The following is an 18,722-nucleotide window of genomic DNA, read 5'->3' as shown; positions in this document are numbered from 1 at the left end:
CACATGTGAGGTAATAATTATGAAGGCAAGAATTCTTGTGATAGAAGACGAAATGTCAATCAATGACCTGCTATGTATGAATTTGGAGATTGCAGGGTATGAAACAGTAGGATATCTGGATGGAAATGAGGCATATGAAGCAATTATTCAAGATCATGCGTTTCAGTGTGCACTTGTAGATATTATGCTTCCCGGAAGAGACGGATATAGCCTGTTACCGAAACTGAAGCAGTATGAAATCCCCGTAATATTTCTTACCGCAAAGGGAGATATCGCGAGCAAGATAAAGGGATTAAAAGACGGTGCAGAAGATTATATTGTAAAACCATTTGAAATGCTGGAAGTGATGGTCCGTCTTGAAAAGGTACTGGAACGTAATGGCACTGTACAAGAACAGATTCAAATTGGTGATGTTATCATTGATACGTCTAGTCGTACTGTTACAAAAATGGGCATGGAAATCTATTTAAAGCCAATGGAATATAACTGCCTCATGGTGTTCGCCAAAAACCCGAACAAAGCACTGACCAGGAATCAGATTCTGCAGGAACTGTGGAATGAAGAGTTCTGCGGAGAAACAAGAACTGTGGATGCACATGTGGGTCGTATCAGGAAAAAGCTTGGCTGGCAGGATAAGATTAAAACAATTCCCAGAATCGGTTACAGACTTGAGGTGGATTTATGAAACTCTTAATAAAGATCTTTGCTCAGACTACATGTATCATTTTGTTGGTGTCGTCAGGGATCTTTCTCTATACCAATTATTGTTGGAAAAATCAGAGTATACAGAATATCAACAGTTATGAAAGCAGTATATTCAGAACAAATATCTTACAGTTTGAAAATAAAACAAGCCGTTCCGACGATCAGAAACAGAATGCCGACAACGAAATGCGCCCCCAAATAGTTACTTATGCTTTTCGGCAGGTTTTTCATGACAGCGCGGTTTTATATCTTGATGGAAAAATGACCTATAATGGAACTGTTTATGAATTCGATGTAAAAAAGTTAAGAGAATTATGTGCAAGTAAGGCAAACATGGTGGATCATGGCAGCAACAGTGATGGTCATGGCCCTATGATCAGTCAGATAAATGGAAGGACACTTTTGTTATTTTACTATGGCAATGTAAATATGGGATATCAGATTGTTACTTATAAAGATATAACAGATGTAATAGAAAAAAGTCATCTGCTGTTTTTTCAGACGGGTGGATTTACTTTATCTTTGATCGTGGTGATGGGAATTATCCTTTATTTGAGCCTTAGAAAAATCACAGCACCGCTTACAGGCCTAAGAGAAGCTACGCTTCTTGTTTCTGAAGGTATTTATGATTTTAAAGTACCGTCAGAGGGAAATACAGAACTTGCGCAGATAGGTGCAACCTTTAATTTTATGACAGGTAAAATAAAAGAACAAATTGAAAGTCTTTCTAACATAAACCGGACACAAAAACAGCTTATTGGAAGTCTGGCTCATGAGCTGAAGACCCCAATGACTGCAATCATAGGCTATGCAGATACATTGCTTACTGTGCGCCTAACCCCAGAAAGGCAGGAGAAGGCTCTGATTTATATTGAAAATGAATGTCGCAGGCTGTCAAGACTTTCTATGAAAATGCTGGAATTAACCGGACTCTACGAAGCTTCGGAAGACTCATTCAATCCAGCTGAAATACAGGTGGATAATTTCCTGAAAGAAGTAAAAGAACTTATTGATTGCAGGCTTCAAGAAAAAAACATCTCTCTTGATGTATTTTGTGAACCAAAAGAATTGGTAAAGAAGTTTGATCAGGACTTAATGATAAGTGTAGTGACAAATCTAGTTGATAATGCAGTCAAAGCTTCCAGGAAAGAATCAAAAATTGTGCTTGAGGCAACCCCAGACCATCTGATGGTTCAGGATTTTGGAAAGGGAATACCGAAAGAGGATCTGGAAATGGTGACGGAACCATTTTATATGGTAGACAAATCTCGTTCCAGGGCAAAAGGAAGTGTAGGACTCGGTCTTTCTTTATGTCAGAAAATTATAGAACTGCACGATTTCCAACTGAAGATTGAAAGCAATCCGGGAAAAGGAACTACCGTCTCTGTTTTCTGGTGATCACACTAACGTTTACATATCAGTTACAAATCGCGAAAGATTTGGTGTAATGCTCGATGATATACTTATAACAACCTTAGAAAGGAGATTTTACCAGAAATGAGAAAAAATATTAAAAAGTTTGCAGGAATAGTGCTTTGTATTGGAATGTTTACAGGATGCGCACAGACCCCGGATTCTTCTTTGGTAAAGCCGAAGGGGAGCAAGGCTGTAGATGCTTATACGGAAGCGGATGATGTTAGCGGTTCTAAAGGAGAAGCATCTGAAAGCAAGAACGATGACGGTTCAGAGTCAAAGACAACCATCAGGAATCTCATTGATGCTCCTCAAAATTATAAAAGCCATGTGGAAGATGACAGTGCCAAGCTCGTGGTAAATACAGATGCAAGCGTAGAAATTCCGGAAGTGGAAAAGATATCTGCTATTTCTGTCACTGCGGCAGAAGTTACCCAGGAGCTTCTAGACCGTATTACAAACGCATTCTTCTCAGAGGCAAAACTTTATACCATGGATAGTTATTATGTGAAGACAAAGGATGAAATTAAAAAAACTCTGGATGAACTAAAAGAAGACGTTACAACCGGAAACCTGGATCCGTATAACTATGGAACAGATGATGATGGTAATTATGTCTATGATATCTATGAAGATATTGAGACATGGGAACAGGAATACGAAACTGCTCCGGAAAAGAAAACCCTGACAGAGGCAAAACCTGTTGCCGGAAATCCTTTCGATTGTATTGCACAAATGCCAGACGATTCACAATACTACTATAAAATATCTTCCTCTGGTTCCGATACCTTGTCAGTCAAGATCAAAAAAGCAGCAAACAAGGGCGGGAAAATAATACCGGAAGATGCAATGTGGTGTGACTACGGATATTCTGAAGAGAAAGAAAAACCCACAGAAGAATCTATCGGGCTGTCCCTGGATGAAGCAAAAAAACTTGTAAAGGAAAAAGTTGAAAAAATGGGCATCACAGATTTACAGTTTTCTAACTGGAATTACGCGGTGTGCAAAAGTTTTGAAGGCGATAATAGTTCAGGTAATTTTGGAAATGGATATAGAATTGACTATGCACGTACCATAAATGGTGTGCCGGTAACTCAGACAATTGCAGACGGTGGGGCATTGGAAGATATGGACAGCACAATGGAAACATGGTCTTATGAAAGTCTCTGTTTTTATGTCGATAAAGATGGCATAGAAAGCATGACTTATTCAAATCCCTACACAATTGGTAAAATAAAGACAGAGAATTTAAATCTTCTTTCATTCAGCGAGGTTATGAAAATTTATGAAAAAATGATGGTGGTAACAAACGCTGATAATATGCAATATGAAAATTCCAGGGTCTATAATATTGATCGGATCGTTCTTGGTTATGCCAGAATATATGAGCCGTCTACTGACGCACACACAGGTATTTTGATCCCCGTCTGGGATTTTTTCGGCAGCATGACTTCAGAAAGTGAATATAACGGAGAAACAGAATCAAATACCAGTAAAGATCCGAATGAAAGTTTCCTTACCATTAATGCCGTGGATGGCAGTATCATAGACCGGAATCTGGGTTACTGACATGAGACAGGTATTTGGAATTGTAAGGTACAATTTCTTCGGATTTTTACGCAATCCCAAAGTTATTTTTATATTTCTGTTAGAATTTGTACTTAGTTTCCTGCTTACAGGCAGAATCATGGTTGTAATGGAGACCTACGATACACCGGTACAGGCCATTGAACCATTTATCTGGACATTTGGGGATGGGATAGCAGTACTGTCCAGTTCGCTGCTCTTGCTTCTTATGTTTTCTGACCTGCCGAAGATGACACCTATTACTCCATACCAGCTGACCCGGACAACCAAGAGAAAATGGCTTTTAGGTCAATTCATTTATGTTATTCTTGTAACTGTTTTATATACGGTTTTGATGCTGCTGTTTACGTCCGTGCTGTGTATGAAAAAGAGTTATCCAGGTAACCTGTGGAGCGAAACTGCGGCCATGCTTGGTTATTCAGAATTAGGAAAAAAACTACAGGTCCCTTCTACAGTAAGGGTCATGGAAAGTATCTCACCCTATGGCTGTATGCTGCAGGTTTTCTTCCTTCTGTTTTGTTATTCGCTGACCTTAAGCTTTGTAATCCTTGTAGGAAATCTCTATAAAGGGAAGACTAAGGGGATGATTTTTGGCCTTCTTTACAGTGTTTTTGGCTTTTTATTGGACCCGAAAGTACTGGCTGCAATTTTACATAAAGAAAAATACGAAATGTATCAGGTAAATGTATTAATCTGCTGGATTAGTCCTCTGAACCAGGCAGTATACGGAAAACATAACTTGGGTTATGATCCATTGCTCCCGAAAATCTCGCATTCCTATATGTTTTTTCTGGGTATTTTAGTTCTTCTTGCAGTTTTTGCAATTAACCGGATGAAAAAATATACCTTTGAATTTCTTGGAGAAAAGACATGATCGGAAGGGGGAAAACCTATGTGGGGTGAAACAAAACGTATGTTTTTTAATAAAAATTTTCTGGCAGCATGGCTGATAGCCTGCATCTCCATCGCCATTGGACAGACTTATCCCAGCTTAAAAAAAGCACTGACATGTGGTACTTTTATCAGTATACTGGAAGGTTCCTTAAAAAGTCAGGCAGTATCTTTTGCCATTCCGGTAGCAGCCGTATTGCCATGGAGTGATTCCATTCTGCAAGAATATAAAAGTGGATTTTTAAAGGAGATACTTCCCAGAACGACTCGCAGACAGTATATCGAAGGTAAAGTTTTTTCCATTATGGTATCTGGTTTTATGGTCTGGACGTTATCTATACTAACGGTACTTTTTATCAATTTTATTGTGTTCTATCCGCTGGAGATAAAGGGTGCTATTCAGAAAGAAGCACTTCTGGACTTACTCATGAAGGCATTTCGGACAGGACTTATCGGAAGTATCATAAGTACTTTCGGTGGAAGCTGCGGGATTTTATGGGATTCTGCTTACATGGCATATGGAATCCCTTTTGTAAGCTTTTATTTCGGAATTATCCTTCATGACCGCTATTTTAAGAATCAGATATGGTTTTATCCAGTAGAATGGATACTGGCTGATGAAAATTGGGGACCGGACAAAATAGGAGTTTGGCTATTTCTACTGTTGTTTTTATTAGTAATGCTGGGAATTCTGGGAGGTGTTTTATATGGAAGATTGGAAGAAATCTGAAGGGACATTTAATCTGGCCTGTGATCCGCAAAGAGTAAGTGGAATGATGCAGAACACCTGCGTAAAAATAGAACACGTGACCAAACGCTTCGGTGAAGACATCGTGTTACAGGAAGTAAATCTTTCCTTGAAAACAGGGAACGTCTATGGGATTGTTGGAAATAACGGTTCCGGAAAGACCGTTCTTATGAAATGCATCTGTGGGTTTCTCCCTGTAACTACGGGCACTATTTTTGTATTTGGAAAAAAAATAGGCCATGATGTGGATTTTCCTGAAAGTCTTGGAGTTATTATCGAGACTCCCGGTTTTCTTACACAATATACGGGCTTTAAAAATCTGGAGATCCTGGCAGACATGAATGGCCGGATTTCGAAGGCCGATATCCGCATAGTCTTAAAAAGGGTAGGATTGGATCCGGACATGAAGAAACCAGTCGGAAAATATTCCCTTGGAATGCGTCAACGCCTTGGTATTGCACAGGCCATTATGGAAGATCCTCTTTTTTTGATCTTGGATGAGCCGTTTAATGGACTGGATAAACATGGCGTGGAAGAAATAAGAGAACTGCTGCTGGATTTAAAAGCAGCAGGAAAAACCATTTTGCTGGCAAGCCATAATGAAGAGGACATCAGAATCTTATGTGACCACGTATATGAAATGGATGGAGGAATCTTAAGAGAAAGGACTGCCTGATAATGAGAAATTTATTTGTAAAAACGGCATTAGTATTGTGTACGACAATAATATTTCTTCCGGCTACCGTTTTTGCCACAGAGCCTTAAAACACGGAGATTACATCTGCTGAAGAAGGATTTACGGACTCAGATCCGTCCGTATCTTATGAGAATGACAACTCGTTAACCCTTGATGAAAAAGAGGATGATTCTACGAGTACCGAACCTCCGAGTACCGAACCTCCGGCAGAGGATGAAAAGACTCCTGATAAAGCTGATAGCGATAAAGAAAATCCGGATCCGGATATTTTTACATCAGGAGATGACTTTGGTGATGGTTCTAAATCGAATCCTTTTCATGTTGTAATAGACAGTGATAATCCGGAGGACGATAACGCCCCTCAGATAACAGATCCGGTTATAGACAACGGAGGGTACTCGGGCGGTGAGGGAGGAGGTAATTCAACATCAGACTCATCAAGTGAAAAAATATTACATAAACCGCAGGTATTATTAGAAGACAGCAATCTTTCGGGTCAACGACTGGAGGCTGGTTCTACAACAGAAATGTCGCTGACATTTCGAAATAAAAGCTGCAGTCAAAATATATTTGGTTTAAAAATTTCCCTTTCTACAGAGAACAAAGGAATTGAATTTGAGAAAAACTCTTTTTATGTACAAGTCCTGGCTCCTGGTGAAGCAATTACTTTGGAACAGATGATTACTATAACAGAAAACTGTGATCCTGGCCAGGCTGTCATTACTTTTTCTCTGGATTATGAAGATTCGAAAGCAACGGCAACTACCGGTACAGAATTACTGTCTTTTCAGATCATCCAACCGGTTCGTGTTAAGCTGGAAGCTTCAGATATTCCATCTGTTTTATACACTATGGATACAGTAGAGATCCCGGTAAAAGCAATGAATCTAGGAAGAGACAAAATATACAATGCAAGTGTCAGCTTAAAGGCTGATGAATTAAGCTCAAACGATACTGCATTCTTAGGGACCATAGAGGCCGGAGATTTATCCCAAGGAAGTCTTCGCATATATGTAAAAGGAAAAACAGGAAAATGTGCAGGTCAATTAATTCTTACGTATGAGGATGCAGATGGCAAATCATATGAGGAAGAAATAAAATTTGATTCTGAAATCAAAGAAACCCAGATAAAATCTTTAAAGGTTGAAGATGACCAGGAGAAAACCAATAACTGGTGGTATTCCATAGCTGCAGTTGTTGCAGTACTGCTTATTTCCATAATCCTGATTCTGGTCAGAAAGCTTCATAAGAAAAATATCCTTCTTGAAGAAGCGAGAAAGGCGGTTTCTCATTGAAAAGAAAAAAAATAGACAGCTTTACCTTATTTGTCATACTTCTGCTGGCATTGATACTTACATTATTAGGAATGCTGCTGGCAGACATGAAAGAAGAAAAACGGCAATTTACTATATTGCTCCCACTTGGAGATCTGGCTTATGATGAAGATTTTTTGCAGAAAGCGAAGAAGATAAAAGGTATAAAAGAAATCTGGCCAGTCATAGAAGTCCCGGTTGTCATCAAAATTGAAGATTATACGGAAACAACGACTTTTTCAGGAATTGATATGAATGCGTTTGGAAAAAATCCAACTCAGAATGAACTGGGGAAGATGCCGTTGTTATTGCTGGGAAATGGTTCCCTACGGGATATGAAAGACTATAATAATCATGCCATTTCAAAAAAACAACAGGAAAAATTTTTAGAGATAGGTGAAAACCTGAATATTTTTTATTCCCTGGCTGAAAAAGAGAAGGATACTTCCAAAGCCACGGATGATCTTCCCACTTTATCCGGCAATTCCGCAAGAGGACCGCAAACCTCATATATGCCCTGTAAAGCCGCTGTAGTAACAGAAGGCAACGAAATCTACATACCCATTTCCCAGGCACAGGATCTCTGCAGAGAAATAGGAGAGCCTTCTGAGATCAGTAAAGTATATCTAAAAATAAATGGAAAAAATAACCTGGAGAACGCAAAGAAAATACTTTCAGGAATTTAACATAATATATAGCAATTCGGCGATCGCCTTCGAAATGGTCTGGCGGCGGGTGTCCGGTTCTTCAAATTTTTTTGTTGCCATAGGCAAGCAAAGTCGCATTGGCCTGGTCAGTGTATCCAGCAGCTTTTCAATTTCTGCTTCCACCTGTACCAGCTCCACTTGATAGGCAGTCAGTTTTGGATTGACTTTTTCCTCCCTGCCGTGGAGTATCTGAAAGTCTTTGAACTTCTCCTGCATGGCAGAGAAAATGAATTGCTCAAATTCTTCTTTGTGGATTTTTTCGTAGCCCGAGCAGTTCTTGCTTTTTGCCCGTTTGATACAGCGGCTCTGAAAATCAATGCCGCTGCTTCAAACGGGCGTGTTGATAGGGCTGCTGTACGACGGCTTTTTTTCTTTTGCCGTCGTGCGGCAGTTTCTAAATCAATATGATAGGCTGTTAATCGGTAGTGCTGCCTACCCAATTAGGACTGAAAGTTGTCATGCACTCCGTATCTCCATCCACGGATTTTGACACGAGAAGTCCGTTCTTGATGTCTTTCAGTGTCTGCTCATATTCAGCAATGCTCTGATCTGTCATTTCCTGCGTCCACTCGAAAGATCCCTCGCTGGTTTCAACCATTGTGTGGTCATCGGCCATTTCCTGAAGATTTTTCTTTTCCTGCTCCAGCCATTCCTTGTACTCGTCATAAGTCCACCACTCATAGCTGATTGCGGGATGGCTGTTATTATAATCTTCTTCGGACACCCAGCTTGCGCCATTGTCCTCGCTGACAAAGGTCTTTCCGCTCTCCTTGTAGCTCATAACGCCATCGGAATCATCCGTTGTGGACACGACCGTTTTCTGTTGTGCAGAATTGGCAGCAGGTGCGTTCAGCGCATGAGCCTCAGCGACCCCATGTAAGGGACTCACTGCCCCCAGTCCCATCAATACCGTCAGAGCCAATGCTCCGAATTTAGCTTTTACCATTTTGTTTTACCTCGCTTTCAAGAATTATAGCTGTCCTTTTGAGGACAGCTATAAGATAACAAAATCATTTGGATATAGTTTGCAAGGAATATGGAGTTTAGATGGAGTTGATAGCACCTCTTTTTTGCGGCATTTCAAGCCAGAACATCACACCTCTGCTTGTATTCTTGATGCCGTATTTTGCATGGTGCAGCTCCATGATCTTGCGGACGATATAAAGCCCTAAGCCAGTGCCCCCGGTATTACGATTGCGGGAGGTATCTGCTCTGTAAAACGCTTCAAACAGATGGGGGATCATTTCCTCTGGAATATGGACGCCTGTATTTTCAACTTTACAGAAAACGGTATTTTTATCGTTCAACAAGGATATATAGATTGCCTCTCCATTCGGTGAATAGCGAATGGCATTTACCAAAACATTTTGAATGGCTCGTTCCATCTGCGCCGGGTCTGCTTCACACAGGATTTTGTCAGGAATATCCACAGAAAGGGAGATTTCTTTTTCAGACAGCAAATCGGTCACATCAGCTATTTGTACCCGGAGAAGCTCCGCAAAGTCAATCGTCTTATATTCCGATCTCTGCTTTCCGTCTGTTTTAGATACATAGAGCAGTTCTTTCACTAATGTTTCCATTTTTTCGACAACGGCCAGTGAACGCTCCATATACGCCTCTTGATTTTCATATCCTTTGACCTTATTGAGCATCCCCATTAAATGGCCTTTCAGAATTGTCAAAGGCGTTTTTAGTTCATGTGATGCCGCCGAGAAAAATTCTTGTTGCTTTTTTTCAAGTTCTCGTTCTTTTGATATTTCGGCCTCTAACTCGGAATTGCTTTTTTTCAGTTCTGCCAATGTGTGCTGTAAATTATCTGACAAAGTATTCAAGCTGTCTGCGAGTATTCCTATCTCGTCTGAACGGTTAGAATTTCCGTGCGGCTCAAAATCGAGCTGGGCCATTTTTTGCGATGTACTGCTTAATTCAATAATCGGTTTTGTTATATAGCGTGAGTAAATGACGGAAAACAAGATGGACATGAAGAAAATTCCCAATATAACCAGCGGAACGGTTTGCCAAATCGCTTCTGTTGCCTGATTGACGGACACCGTATCACTTTGCACATAAAGAGTATAGTCCTGCCCTAACAGGCTGAACACATAACCGGCCTCTGTCAGCAGCTCGTCATCTGTGACGATTCCGCTATCAGAATGTTCTTGAATTGTAGCAACAGAATCCTTGTCCGTTGTTATCGTCAATTCATCGCTTGAATATAAAATATCTCCATGCCCATCTTCAATATAGGCAGTTGCTTTCGTCTGTGCGACAAATTGCTGAACAAGGGAATAACATTCCTCTAAGGAATCAGCCTGTTCCAATACTGGCACTAAATCATTTGCTTGCTTTTGCAATTCTGCGCTAAGACGATTGCTATATGTTTGGGGAATATATCTCGCCATACTGAAAACAGAAAGCAAACATACCAAAATCAAAAGAACCGTTGTCGCTAAAAAGAGCTTTGCCGTTAGGCTCGTTTTAATTTTCCTTATCAATTCTGTATCCCACTCCTCTGATTGTTTTTATATAGTCAGCATTTAATTTTTTGCGAATGTTCTTTATGTGACTGTCAACGATCCGATCTTCGACCTCCAAATCGGCCGCCCACAATCGGTCAAGTAGCATTTGCCGAGTAAAGACCTTTCCCTGATTTTCAAGCATAAGCCTAAGAAGAGCAAACTCTTTGCTGGTTAAAACAACCTCGTTTCCGCCTTGATATACATGGAATCCGTCAACGTCCATACTCAGCTCTTTATAAGTAAGCAGGGATTGATTTTGATTTTCCACAGTCCTACGGCGAAGAATAGCCGCAATCTTGCACAGTAGGATTTTGGGCGAAAAGGGCTTTGGAATGTAATCGTCAATCTGCTGTTCAAAACCCCGCAACTGGTTTTCTTCATCCGAAAGCGCAGTAAGCATAATAATAGGGACTTGTGACCGCCTACGAATGACCTCACATACACCATAGCCGTCGATTTTAGGGAGCATGATGTCTAACAGCACAAGGTCGATGGTATCCCCAAACATTGCAATGCCCGCCACACCGTCAGAAGCAACAGCGACTTCATATCCCGCATCAATCAGATGGTTCTTTAATATATCCTGAATGTCAATATCGTCCTCAACAATTAAAATCTTCTGCATTGTTCCACCTCCAACTTTTCAAGTATAGCAGAGAAATATGTATCTATTATGGAGTCTCAAATTTTATCCGCATTTATTTTACCGCCATTCTTTCAATCTATCAATGTTGTCATCGAGTATGTAGATAAAATACTACTAAAACATAAAACTGCGTATCGTCCTCATAATCAAACCTGAATACCTTTTACCAAATCGTCACCTTGCTGGACATTTCCGTAGACCAGTTCTTTTATCCTGACAGGCAGAACAGCGAAAGTAACTGCTGCCAGCACATTGATGTCCTTATAAACTCTAATGAAAAAGAATTTGTCGTGATAGAAGCCACAACCGAGGGCATTAAGAAAGCCAGAGAAACGGAGGTTCCAGGAAAATCTACATACCCATTTCCCAGGCACAGGATCTCTGTAGAGAAATAGGAGAGCCTTCTGAAATCAGTAAAGTATATCTAAAAATTCTCTTTCCTTTACAGATGTGCAATGAATTGTAAAAGCACTGTACGAACGCTGTAAAAGCAAAAAAGAACACTTGGTTGGTGATGCAGTTCATGGTATAATAGTATCAGTTGATAACATAAATGATAAAAAAGCTAATTTTGTTAAAAAAGGATCACAATGTACATTTAGAATATCAGATTTACCGCCTTTTGATCATGTGGTTGTAATGTTCCGTGCATAGCCCAGAATGGAACTAAGTAAATTTATCAATGTCTGTCCCTTTTTCAAAATCTGAGATTTAATTGGCAGAAGTATATCACATGATAATGTTTATGGTATGAAAAAAAGCTTTCGTTGTAGCCTATGGTTCTGCATGGAAAGTTATTGGATAAAAGATACTGATTAATACTTGGTAAAATGAGGGAGCTCACAAATGAAAAAAATTACAATTGCCTTAATTATGGTTATATCATTAATAGCACCAATTCAGACAATGGCGGAGAGTGTTACCCAGAACGGTACAATAATAGAGCCTTTGGAACAGAATATTGAACAGATCATCGATGAAATCACTTCTGAACCGCGTCCAATAAATTCTGATGCAATACAGAATGTAAAAGAATATATTAGTGAATATTTTGGCAATCTGGGATATGACAATATAGAATACCAGAAATTCGAATATAACGATGAAAACAATGAGAATGCAATAAGGCATTCCTCGCAGGCGGATGTGTTTCTGGCATCAACAGCCGAGGATGCAATTGTTGACGGCATTGGTGAAAATATCATTGTGACAAAAAACTCATCCATTGATACTACAAAAAATCTGATCATAAGTGCCCATTATGACAGTGCAGAAGATTCGGTGGGCGCCAATGATAACGGTTCCGGAGTGGCAGCAGTGCTTGAACTGGCAAGGATTTTAAAAGATACAGAGATACCGTATAATATAAAATTCATCCTATTCTCGGGCGAAGAGAAATATATGCTGGGTTCAAGATGGTATGTTGGTAAGCTGACGGAGGACGAGCGGAAACAGATCATCGGAGTAATAAATATTGATACTATTGCAGAAAAAAGTGATCTGGGTTATATGGCGATGATCGAAGGAAACAAAAGACCAGACAATGCGGAATATGATGATGAGGGATTGAAAAAACTGGCAGAATTAAATAAAAACAGTATGTCAGAACTATTTACACCCAGTGACAGATTTTTCCTGACAATGGCAACCAACAGTGACCATTATCCGTTTGCATTAGTGAATATCCCGGCAGTATCTATTGTCCAGGACTGGCAAGATGGTTTGAACGTGAATGATAGTTCTGATGTAAAAGAAAATATGGATATACAGAGAATTGTGGAAGTGATTGATCAGGTTATGGAAGTACTTCCAACGATCAATTAAATTTATATCAAAAATCTCCCACTAATGGTAGTGCCAGATAAAAAACATTGTAGAAGTCAGTAATATTAATGTATTTCATGGTGCTAGCACGGTGTGAAGTCGAAATAATCAAATACTGACAGAGACTAGGAGGTGGAATAATGAAAAAATGGATCGTGATGCTGGCGGTACTTTTTATGTTCTGTCTGGCGGGATGCGGGGAAAAGCCGATGACAGCAGTGTATTTTCATACAGATGATAACAGCTGGTATTTTGCGGATCTGGACACGGACACGATTTTCTCCGGAACGATACCTGATAAGCTTACGGATGAGAATGGAAAGAAGCTGACAGAGGAAGATATGACAGACGGAGATGTTTACCTGATCTATGGAGATGGTATCATGCTGCAAAGCTTCCCGGGACAGTATCCGGGAATCACAAAGATGGTACGGAAAGAACAGGGCAATCAGGAAAAGGCCGATCATTATCGGAAGGAGCTGCTTTCCATGATGCGTCCGGTGACTAAAGAGTGATAAAATAAAGCTTTTTTAGAAAAATATTAAAAGAAAATATATATCCATTTCTTCTATATTTTGATAAACTATATATTAAGGCCACTGAGAAGAATAAATTTTAACAAATGTAGCAAGAATTCTCCCACCTCTTCAGGTGGTGAGATGAATTGCACATCTGAGCATATCTGCTCAAAAAAAATCTCTATAGTATAAAAGAAACACTCGTTCTCCCTTCCCTGATGTAGTATACTGAAAAAGAACAATTAGTTCATAAATACATATCCGTCGATATAAGAAAAAGGACGATAAATATAATGGAGTTAGACCATGAAAGATGCATTCTGGGGTCAGATCTTCGGCCTGCTCAGTGCAGGTGGAGCAACGATTGAAACGATACGGCAGTATATAGAAAGCCAGGGTGAGAAGAATGAACCGCGCCGTAAAAATAAGGATCTATCCAAATAAAGAGCAGAGAGTTCAGATAGAGCAAACAATCGGCTGCAGCCGCTTTATCTATAACCAGATGCTTGCAGATAAGATCAGCTATTACCAGAAAGAAAAAAAGATGCTCCGGAACACACCGGCCGGATATAAAAAGGAATATCCATGGCTGAAGGAGGTGGATTCCCTTGCCCTGGCGAATGCGCAGCTGCATCTGGAAAGTGCGTTCCGGAAGTTTTTTCGGGAACCAGCCTGCGGATTTCCACGTTATAAATCAAAGAAGCATGCAAGAAATTCATATACGACCAATGCACTAAACGGAAATATCCTTTTGCAGGATACCCATCTGAAACTTCCAAAGATGTCCGTCATAAGGATAAAACTTCACCGTCAGATTCCATCAGACTGGAAACTGAAGTCTGTAACTGTGAGCCGTGAGCCATCCGGGAAATATTTTGCCAGCCTTTTGTTCTGCTGTGAGAACCAAACAGTGGAAAAAAGACCGGCAGAGAGATTTCTTGGGATCGATTTTGCCATGCAGGGAATGTGTGTATTTTCTACAGGAGAAAGAGCCGGGTACCCTATGTTTTACAGAAAAGCAGAGAAAAAACTTGCAAGAGAACAGAGAAAGCTCTCCCACTGTGAAAAAGAAAGCCGGAACTATCAAAAACAGAAAAAAAGGGTAGCTTTATGTCATGAAAAGATAAAGAACCAGAGAAAAGATTTCCAGCATAAGCTCAGCAGGGAGCTTGCGGAAAGATATGATGCAGTATGTGTGGAAAATCTGAATCTGAAGGGAATGTCCGGAGGGCTGCACCTTGGGAAAGGTGTGCAGGATAACGGGTACGGGCAGTTTCTGTTCATGTTGGGATACAAGCTGGAAGAATATGGAAAACATCTTATAAAAGTAGACCGTTATTTTGCATCCAGTAAGATCTGCAGTGTATGCGGACATAAGAAAAAGGAACTGGCATTGTCGGACAGAATGTATGTTTGTGAATGTGGAAATAGGATAGACCGGGATGTGAATGCAGCAGTCAACATCCGTGAAGAAGGAAAAAGAATCTATAAAGAATGTGCCTGACGGCACAAGAAAAAAATCCGTAACTGGATAAACATAAAAAACAAAACCGCGGGACACGCGGGGATAGCCTGTTTTAGCTTTGCCCTAAAGGGTAATCGAGCAGGAAGCCCCCACTTCAAAATCGTAAGATTTAAGTGGTGGGAGCATGTCACTTGCTTTGTGGAACAGATTGATATTTACAGGGAGGAATCGTATTTCAGATTCTTCAAGTACATAAGAGTTCACTTTTCGTTGTATTTTAAAGAAAGAGAGACATGGAAACTTTGGAACAACAGCGAAAGTATCTTTGAAAAAGATCAAGGGATTACAATAAAATGATATGTAAATGAAGAGTAAGGGGAAAAATGCTGATTACGGATATTATTAACATTTTGGGGAATGAGTTTAGTAGTATATATTGCGTAAATCGTCAAGATCAGTACATTCAGATTTATAGACATCTAAATGAAAACACAGAGTTAGATGAATTAATGAACGAGAAGAAAACATATGAAACCGTAATACAAAAGTATATAGAGACCAATGTATTTGAAGAAGACAGAAATAAAATGCTGGTTGCTACGGATTTTAATAATATATGCAAACAACTGCAACTGGTCTCACAGTTCACAATACATTACAGGATAAAAAATGGTAATGATATTTTGCGTTATCGTATGAAATGTGCAAGAATTGGAAATGCAGATACATTCGAAAAAATAGTGTTTGCGTTTGCAAGTGAGGATTCAGATATAAGATTAGATGAGTTAGGCATTATGAACTTGAGCAGCACCGGTGAGAAAGAAAAAGCATCTTTTCTCTGCTTATTAAGTGATGATTGTGAGCTGGATCATCGGAGAATGGACAATGTTATTAATGAGTTTGTAGAGAATGCTCCGATTAAAGGAATAAAGATTAAATATGGTATTTACAAAAATATAGATAAGAATCTTTCAATAGCTACCATATATGATTATGCATCTATGGCGGCAGAAACAGTTATGGAAGATTATAATCATGACTATGCGTATTATACAGATGAACTGGCGCAGAAGAGACTTTATAACCAAATGATAGAAAACGATTTTACAGATGCTTTGAAAAATAAGGAGAGATTGGTATAGACGATATTATTTGGATTATTAATCGGCAGGGATAGTCACTTTCCCTTTATATTCCTGCAGGTTTTACATAAGAAGATGGATTTCGGTCAGCAAAGGCAGCTCCCACAATGCCTTTTGGATATCCGCTTCTGCAAGTTGTAGTAAGTAATTGCTTCCCATCAAAATCATGGGGAAAGCGAACTGGTCTGAAAGACCGCCAGTTAGTGTGATGATGATAAGGAGATTTTGAAACTGATGACAGACAGAGATTATGCAATTAAATCAGTGAAAGAAATTACCTTCCATATGGCAAGTCATGCACAGGATTAAGACATTATACTGATATTAAAGAACTGATGACAAGCTACCAGAAACTGATTTTAGAAAACCAGTTGTATTGGAAGAACTGGATATGGAGTGCCAGGAGAAAATCAATGAAGATATGGCATATGCATTGAGTTATCTGAGCATTTATAACAATCAGCTGAATGTGCCAAAGATGCACCGGGAAATGAATAACCTGATGATCATTTATGGCTTGTCTGATATGATCTATCGTGGAATGACACTGGTGAAGTTCTATGCACCGAATGGTGTGATGCTCAGTGAAATCCTTCATTCCTGTTTTTGCAGTCATTATAATAAGACAGATGTGGAAGTACAGCAGGAGCTAGGAATAGGCAGGACTTCTTTTTATAAAATGAAGAAGCAGGCACTTGGATATTTAGGATTTTATTTTTACGAGATCGTGGTACCGCAGGCAAAGGATAAAAGATTTAAACCGTCACTGGGCGTTGAGGAAGAGTAGGTGAGTAATATGAGATACGAAGATTCGATGAAAGGTGTAGCTGATCAGATAATCAAAGAACAGCAGCGAGCCAGTAAAATTAAAAACAATCCAGAAGAGTTCCATTGGTATGACGAATATGCAACGTTGAATTTCTTTCGGTTTATCTGCAAAAATATCGGTAACTTGAGAAATGGAGAAATTGAAAAAATGGTCACACGTTTAAAGTACATAGATCAGAAAGCAGTGGAAAACCATGTGAATGGTGCTGTTTGGGCATTTGATTATGATAAGATGTTCTGTGTATTGATGGAAAATGAAATTTGTCGAAAGGTGTGTGAAAAGAATAAATATAACAGTTAGATGAATCTGATTGGACAGTATTGTGTTTCAAGGACTTAAAGACGAAGAAAGTTGTTGTAGAGAAATAATTTCCAGCAACTCTGTCTTTAATGAATAGAGTTCATTTTTTTATTCAACTACTCCCATGATATATACAATATGTAAATGTGCAATTCAAATATCAGTTTATGCTAAGTGCAAAAATAATAATAATTACTATTATTGACAAAAGAATAATTATCATGTATAATACAGATATACAAGAAACAAAGTGTTAGAAAAATTGCTAGGAACTTGGTAACAAAAATAAATCGACATTGAAAAGGGAAAATGACTATGAAAAAATATGAATGTGAACCATGTGGATATATTTATGATCCGGCAGTAGGAGATCCAGACGCCGGTATCGCTCCAGAAACTGCATTTGAGGATATTCCAGATGACTGGACATGCCCAATCTGTGGATTAGGAAAAGATGTTTTCGTTCCTGTAGAAGACTAAGCAGAAAATGCAGGTACGAAACTGCCAGACATTAAAAGAGCCTAAGAGAACATATAAAAGAAATGGAGGTCAAATTATGACTTACGATTTAAACATTACCTTTGATGACAATTTAGTAACAGGAAATGAAACAATTGATACCCAGCATAAAGAATTGATCGACCGTATCCAGAACTTTGTAACTGCCTGTCAAAATGGCGACAGCAAAGTAAAAGCAATCAAAATGCTGGATTATCTGGATGAATATACTGACTTTCATTTCAAAGAAGAGGAAAAGCTTCAGGAAAAATCCGGTTATCCAGAGCGTGAAAAACATTATGAAAAACATGAAGAGTTTAAAAAGACAATTCAGGAACTGTATGAATACCTTCAGGAGTATGAAGGACCAACAGATCGGTTCAGTGAACTTGTACAGAAAAATGTAATCGACTGGCTGTTTGGACACATTAAAACATACGACCGCTCTGTGGCAAAATTTATCTTTATGAAACAAAATCCAGATCGATGCTAAAATAAACCAGGGAACGAGTTCACTCAGAATGTAGACAACGTGATGAAGTAAACTAGGGGCTGTCACAATGCAGCCCCTTTCCTGTTATAGCGATATTCTAGGTAATATATTGCGCTGGCATGACATATTATTTTACTACTATATGGGAAGAGCAAGCAGCTCTTCTTTTTTTGTCCTTTTTATCCAATTTTAAGTTGTAAAGTCTCTTTTCATTCGACAAAATTCTCCACAGACAGAGGATATGCGACGAGCATTGATATGAACATCTATTTATGGAAAGAGGATATTGAAGACGGGGAATCGGTAATGACAGCCGAATATAGACCTGTAGAATACGGAAAGGACTATGATGTTGTCAATAATCCTGATAAATTTCAACTATATATAGATGGAAAAGAGATTAAATAGTAATCTCCTGAAAGCAAGC

The 18,722-nt window shown here is 39.2% G+C and carries 22 protein-coding genes; 18 read left to right on the top strand and 4 right to left on the bottom strand.

The genetic code is table 11. From position 1 onward, the window contains the following. The first annotated feature begins 19 nt into the window (after positions 1–19). The 8 genes from AC04Q6_RS01535 to AC04Q6_RS01500 all read left to right on the top strand — a co-directional run bounded on the left by AC04Q6_RS01535 (position 20) and on the right by AC04Q6_RS01500 (position 8,040). A complete protein-coding gene (locus AC04Q6_RS01535; protein WP_059085761.1) occupies positions 20–685 on the top strand; it encodes a response regulator transcription factor in 666 nt (221 codons plus the stop codon). Then, complete coding sequence (locus tag AC04Q6_RS01530; RefSeq protein ID WP_119248366.1) at positions 682–2,103, top strand: sensor histidine kinase; 1,422 nt, start codon at positions 682–684, stop codon at positions 2,101–2,103. Before AC04Q6_RS01535 ends, AC04Q6_RS01530 begins: the two co-directional genes overlap by 4 nt. Before the next feature lie 99 nt (positions 2,104–2,202). Beyond that, positions 2,203–3,687, top strand: a complete 1,485-nt coding sequence (locus AC04Q6_RS01525; protein WP_119248365.1) for a DUF6034 family protein — start codon at positions 2,203–2,205, stop codon at positions 3,685–3,687. 118 nt (positions 3,688–3,805) lie between these two features. Continuing rightward, positions 3,806–4,579: a hypothetical protein gene (locus tag AC04Q6_RS01520; RefSeq protein WP_476389490.1), complete on the top strand. Its 774-nt coding sequence runs from the start codon at positions 3,806–3,808 to the stop codon at positions 4,577–4,579. An 18-nt stretch (positions 4,580–4,597) separates the two neighbouring features. Continuing rightward, positions 4,598–5,326 (top strand): ABC transporter permease, encoded by a 729-nt coding sequence (locus AC04Q6_RS01515; protein WP_227190740.1) that lies wholly within the window; start codon positions 4,598–4,600, stop codon positions 5,324–5,326. 43 nt (positions 5,327–5,369) lie between these two features. Beyond that, positions 5,370–6,020, top strand: a complete 651-nt coding sequence (locus tag AC04Q6_RS01510) for an ATP-binding cassette domain-containing protein (RefSeq protein ID WP_044925097.1) — start codon at positions 5,370–5,372, stop codon at positions 6,018–6,020. Positions 6,021–6,709: 689 nt separating this feature from the next. After that, positions 6,710–7,336, top strand: coding sequence for a hypothetical protein (locus tag AC04Q6_RS01505; protein WP_242997132.1), 627 nt, complete (start codon positions 6,710–6,712; stop codon positions 7,334–7,336). Positions 7,337–7,422: 86 nt separating this feature from the next. Beyond that, complete coding sequence (locus tag AC04Q6_RS01500) at positions 7,423–8,040, top strand: hypothetical protein (protein WP_242997131.1); 618 nt, start codon at positions 7,423–7,425, stop codon at positions 8,038–8,040. Here AC04Q6_RS01500 and AC04Q6_RS01495 read toward each other — a convergent pair. The 4 genes from AC04Q6_RS01495 to AC04Q6_RS01480 all read right to left on the bottom strand — a co-directional run bounded on the left by AC04Q6_RS01495 (position 8,029) and on the right by AC04Q6_RS01480 (position 11,205). Further along, positions 8,029–8,184: a hypothetical protein gene (locus AC04Q6_RS01495; protein WP_243101115.1), complete on the bottom strand. Its 156-nt coding sequence runs from the start codon at positions 8,182–8,184 to the stop codon at positions 8,029–8,031. The genes AC04Q6_RS01500 and AC04Q6_RS01495 overlap by 12 nt on opposite strands. Positions 8,185–8,476: 292 nt before the next feature. Next, complete coding sequence (locus AC04Q6_RS01490; protein ID WP_118071963.1) at positions 8,477–9,007, bottom strand: hypothetical protein; 531 nt, start codon at positions 9,005–9,007, stop codon at positions 8,477–8,479. Between the two features lie 97 nt (positions 9,008–9,104). Further along, positions 9,105–10,556 carry a sensor histidine kinase gene (locus tag AC04Q6_RS01485; protein WP_118071962.1) on the bottom strand — a complete coding sequence of 484 codons (1,452 nt, stop codon included), beginning with the start codon at positions 10,554–10,556 and terminating at the stop codon, positions 9,105–9,107. Further along, the gene (locus AC04Q6_RS01480) at positions 10,540–11,205 is read right to left on the bottom strand and encodes a response regulator transcription factor (RefSeq protein WP_118071961.1); all 666 of its coding nucleotides are present in this window, start codon (positions 11,203–11,205) and stop codon (positions 10,540–10,542) included. Before AC04Q6_RS01480 ends, AC04Q6_RS01485 begins: the two co-directional genes overlap by 17 nt. Before the next feature lie 867 nt (positions 11,206–12,072). Here AC04Q6_RS01480 and AC04Q6_RS01475 point away from each other — a divergent pair. The 10 genes from AC04Q6_RS01475 (at position 12,073) to AC04Q6_RS01430 (ending at position 18,703) form a co-directional block, all read left to right on the top strand. Continuing rightward, positions 12,073–13,050 (top strand): M28 family metallopeptidase, encoded by a 978-nt coding sequence (locus AC04Q6_RS01475; RefSeq protein ID WP_227752247.1) that lies wholly within the window; start codon positions 12,073–12,075, stop codon positions 13,048–13,050. A gap of 140 nt (positions 13,051–13,190) precedes the next feature. Next, complete coding sequence (locus tag AC04Q6_RS01470; protein ID WP_118071960.1) at positions 13,191–13,565, top strand: hypothetical protein; 375 nt, start codon at positions 13,191–13,193, stop codon at positions 13,563–13,565. A 309-nt stretch (positions 13,566–13,874) separates the two neighbouring features. Continuing rightward, positions 13,875–14,012: a hypothetical protein gene (locus AC04Q6_RS01465; protein WP_199579967.1), complete on the top strand. Its 138-nt coding sequence runs from the start codon at positions 13,875–13,877 to the stop codon at positions 14,010–14,012. Continuing rightward, complete coding sequence (locus AC04Q6_RS01460) at positions 13,975–15,072, top strand: RNA-guided endonuclease TnpB family protein (RefSeq protein ID WP_110925765.1); 1,098 nt, start codon at positions 13,975–13,977, stop codon at positions 15,070–15,072. The genes AC04Q6_RS01465 and AC04Q6_RS01460 overlap by 38 nt, the downstream gene beginning before the upstream one ends. Before the next feature lie 344 nt (positions 15,073–15,416). Beyond that, the gene (locus AC04Q6_RS01455) at positions 15,417–16,175 is read left to right on the top strand and encodes a hypothetical protein (RefSeq protein ID WP_476389489.1); all 759 of its coding nucleotides are present in this window, start codon (positions 15,417–15,419) and stop codon (positions 16,173–16,175) included. Between the two features lie 391 nt (positions 16,176–16,566). Further along, entirely contained in the window at positions 16,567–16,962 is a 396-nt protein-coding gene (locus tag AC04Q6_RS01450; RefSeq protein WP_015524973.1) for an ArpU family phage packaging/lysis transcriptional regulator, read from the top strand. A gap of 9 nt (positions 16,963–16,971) precedes the next feature. Beyond that, positions 16,972–17,304, top strand: a complete 333-nt coding sequence (locus AC04Q6_RS01445) for a hypothetical protein (protein ID WP_118070515.1) — start codon at positions 16,972–16,974, stop codon at positions 17,302–17,304. Between the two features lie 315 nt (positions 17,305–17,619). Continuing rightward, positions 17,620–17,784 carry a rubredoxin gene (gene rd, locus AC04Q6_RS01440; RefSeq protein ID WP_015524975.1) on the top strand — a complete coding sequence of 55 codons (165 nt, stop codon included), beginning with the start codon at positions 17,620–17,622 and terminating at the stop codon, positions 17,782–17,784. A gap of 76 nt (positions 17,785–17,860) precedes the next feature. Continuing rightward, complete coding sequence (locus AC04Q6_RS01435) at positions 17,861–18,295, top strand: bacteriohemerythrin (protein WP_015541209.1); 435 nt, start codon at positions 17,861–17,863, stop codon at positions 18,293–18,295. A 258-nt stretch (positions 18,296–18,553) separates the two neighbouring features. After that, complete coding sequence (locus AC04Q6_RS01430; protein ID WP_015524977.1) at positions 18,554–18,703, top strand: hypothetical protein; 150 nt, start codon at positions 18,554–18,556, stop codon at positions 18,701–18,703. Positions 18,704–18,722: the final 19 nt, after the last annotated feature.

The organism is Blautia sp. HA9023 (assembly GCF_056504095.1).
The sequence above is the reverse complement of the archived record's forward strand: the minus strand, read 5'-3'. Positions and strand labels throughout refer to the sequence as shown.

Bases quoted from the DNA above. Each gene is read 5' to 3' on its own strand.
- AC04Q6_RS01510 (WP_044925097.1), top strand. From the start codon at position 5,370: ATGATGCAGAACACCTGCGTAAAAATAGAACACGTGACCAAACGCTTC.
- AC04Q6_RS01490 (WP_118071963.1), bottom strand. From the start codon at position 9,007: ATGGTAAAAGCTAAATTCGGAGCATTGGCTCTGACGGTATTGATGGGA.
- AC04Q6_RS01470 (WP_118071960.1), top strand. From the start codon at position 13,191: ATGAAAAAATGGATCGTGATGCTGGCGGTACTTTTTATGTTCTGTCTG.
- AC04Q6_RS01530 (WP_119248366.1), top strand. From the start codon at position 682: ATGAAACTCTTAATAAAGATCTTTGCTCAGACTACATGTATCATTTTG.
- AC04Q6_RS01535 (WP_059085761.1), top strand. From the start codon at position 20: ATGAAGGCAAGAATTCTTGTGATAGAAGACGAAATGTCAATCAATGAC.
- AC04Q6_RS01460 (WP_110925765.1), top strand. From the start codon at position 13,975: ATGAACCGCGCCGTAAAAATAAGGATCTATCCAAATAAAGAGCAGAGA.
- AC04Q6_RS01520 (WP_476389490.1), top strand. From the start codon at position 3,806: ATGGTTGTAATGGAGACCTACGATACACCGGTACAGGCCATTGAACCA.
- AC04Q6_RS01475 (WP_227752247.1), top strand. From the start codon at position 12,073: ATGAAAAAAATTACAATTGCCTTAATTATGGTTATATCATTAATAGCA.
- AC04Q6_RS01525 (WP_119248365.1), top strand. From the start codon at position 2,203: ATGAGAAAAAATATTAAAAAGTTTGCAGGAATAGTGCTTTGTATTGGA.
- AC04Q6_RS01515 (WP_227190740.1), top strand. From the start codon at position 4,598: ATGTGGGGTGAAACAAAACGTATGTTTTTTAATAAAAATTTTCTGGCA.
- AC04Q6_RS01435 (WP_015541209.1), top strand. From the start codon at position 17,861: ATGACTTACGATTTAAACATTACCTTTGATGACAATTTAGTAACAGGA.
- rd (WP_015524975.1), top strand. From the start codon at position 17,620: ATGAAAAAATATGAATGTGAACCATGTGGATATATTTATGATCCGGCA.
- AC04Q6_RS01500 (WP_242997131.1), top strand. From the start codon at position 7,423: ATGAAAGAAGAAAAACGGCAATTTACTATATTGCTCCCACTTGGAGAT.
- AC04Q6_RS01445 (WP_118070515.1), top strand. From the start codon at position 16,972: ATGAGATACGAAGATTCGATGAAAGGTGTAGCTGATCAGATAATCAAA.
- AC04Q6_RS01430 (WP_015524977.1), top strand. From the start codon at position 18,554: ATGAACATCTATTTATGGAAAGAGGATATTGAAGACGGGGAATCGGTA.
- AC04Q6_RS01480 (WP_118071961.1), bottom strand. From the start codon at position 11,205: ATGCAGAAGATTTTAATTGTTGAGGACGATATTGACATTCAGGATATA.
- AC04Q6_RS01465 (WP_199579967.1), top strand. From the start codon at position 13,875: ATGAAAGATGCATTCTGGGGTCAGATCTTCGGCCTGCTCAGTGCAGGT.
- AC04Q6_RS01455 (WP_476389489.1), top strand. From the start codon at position 15,417: ATGCTGATTACGGATATTATTAACATTTTGGGGAATGAGTTTAGTAGT.
- AC04Q6_RS01450 (WP_015524973.1), top strand. From the start codon at position 16,567: ATGGAGTGCCAGGAGAAAATCAATGAAGATATGGCATATGCATTGAGT.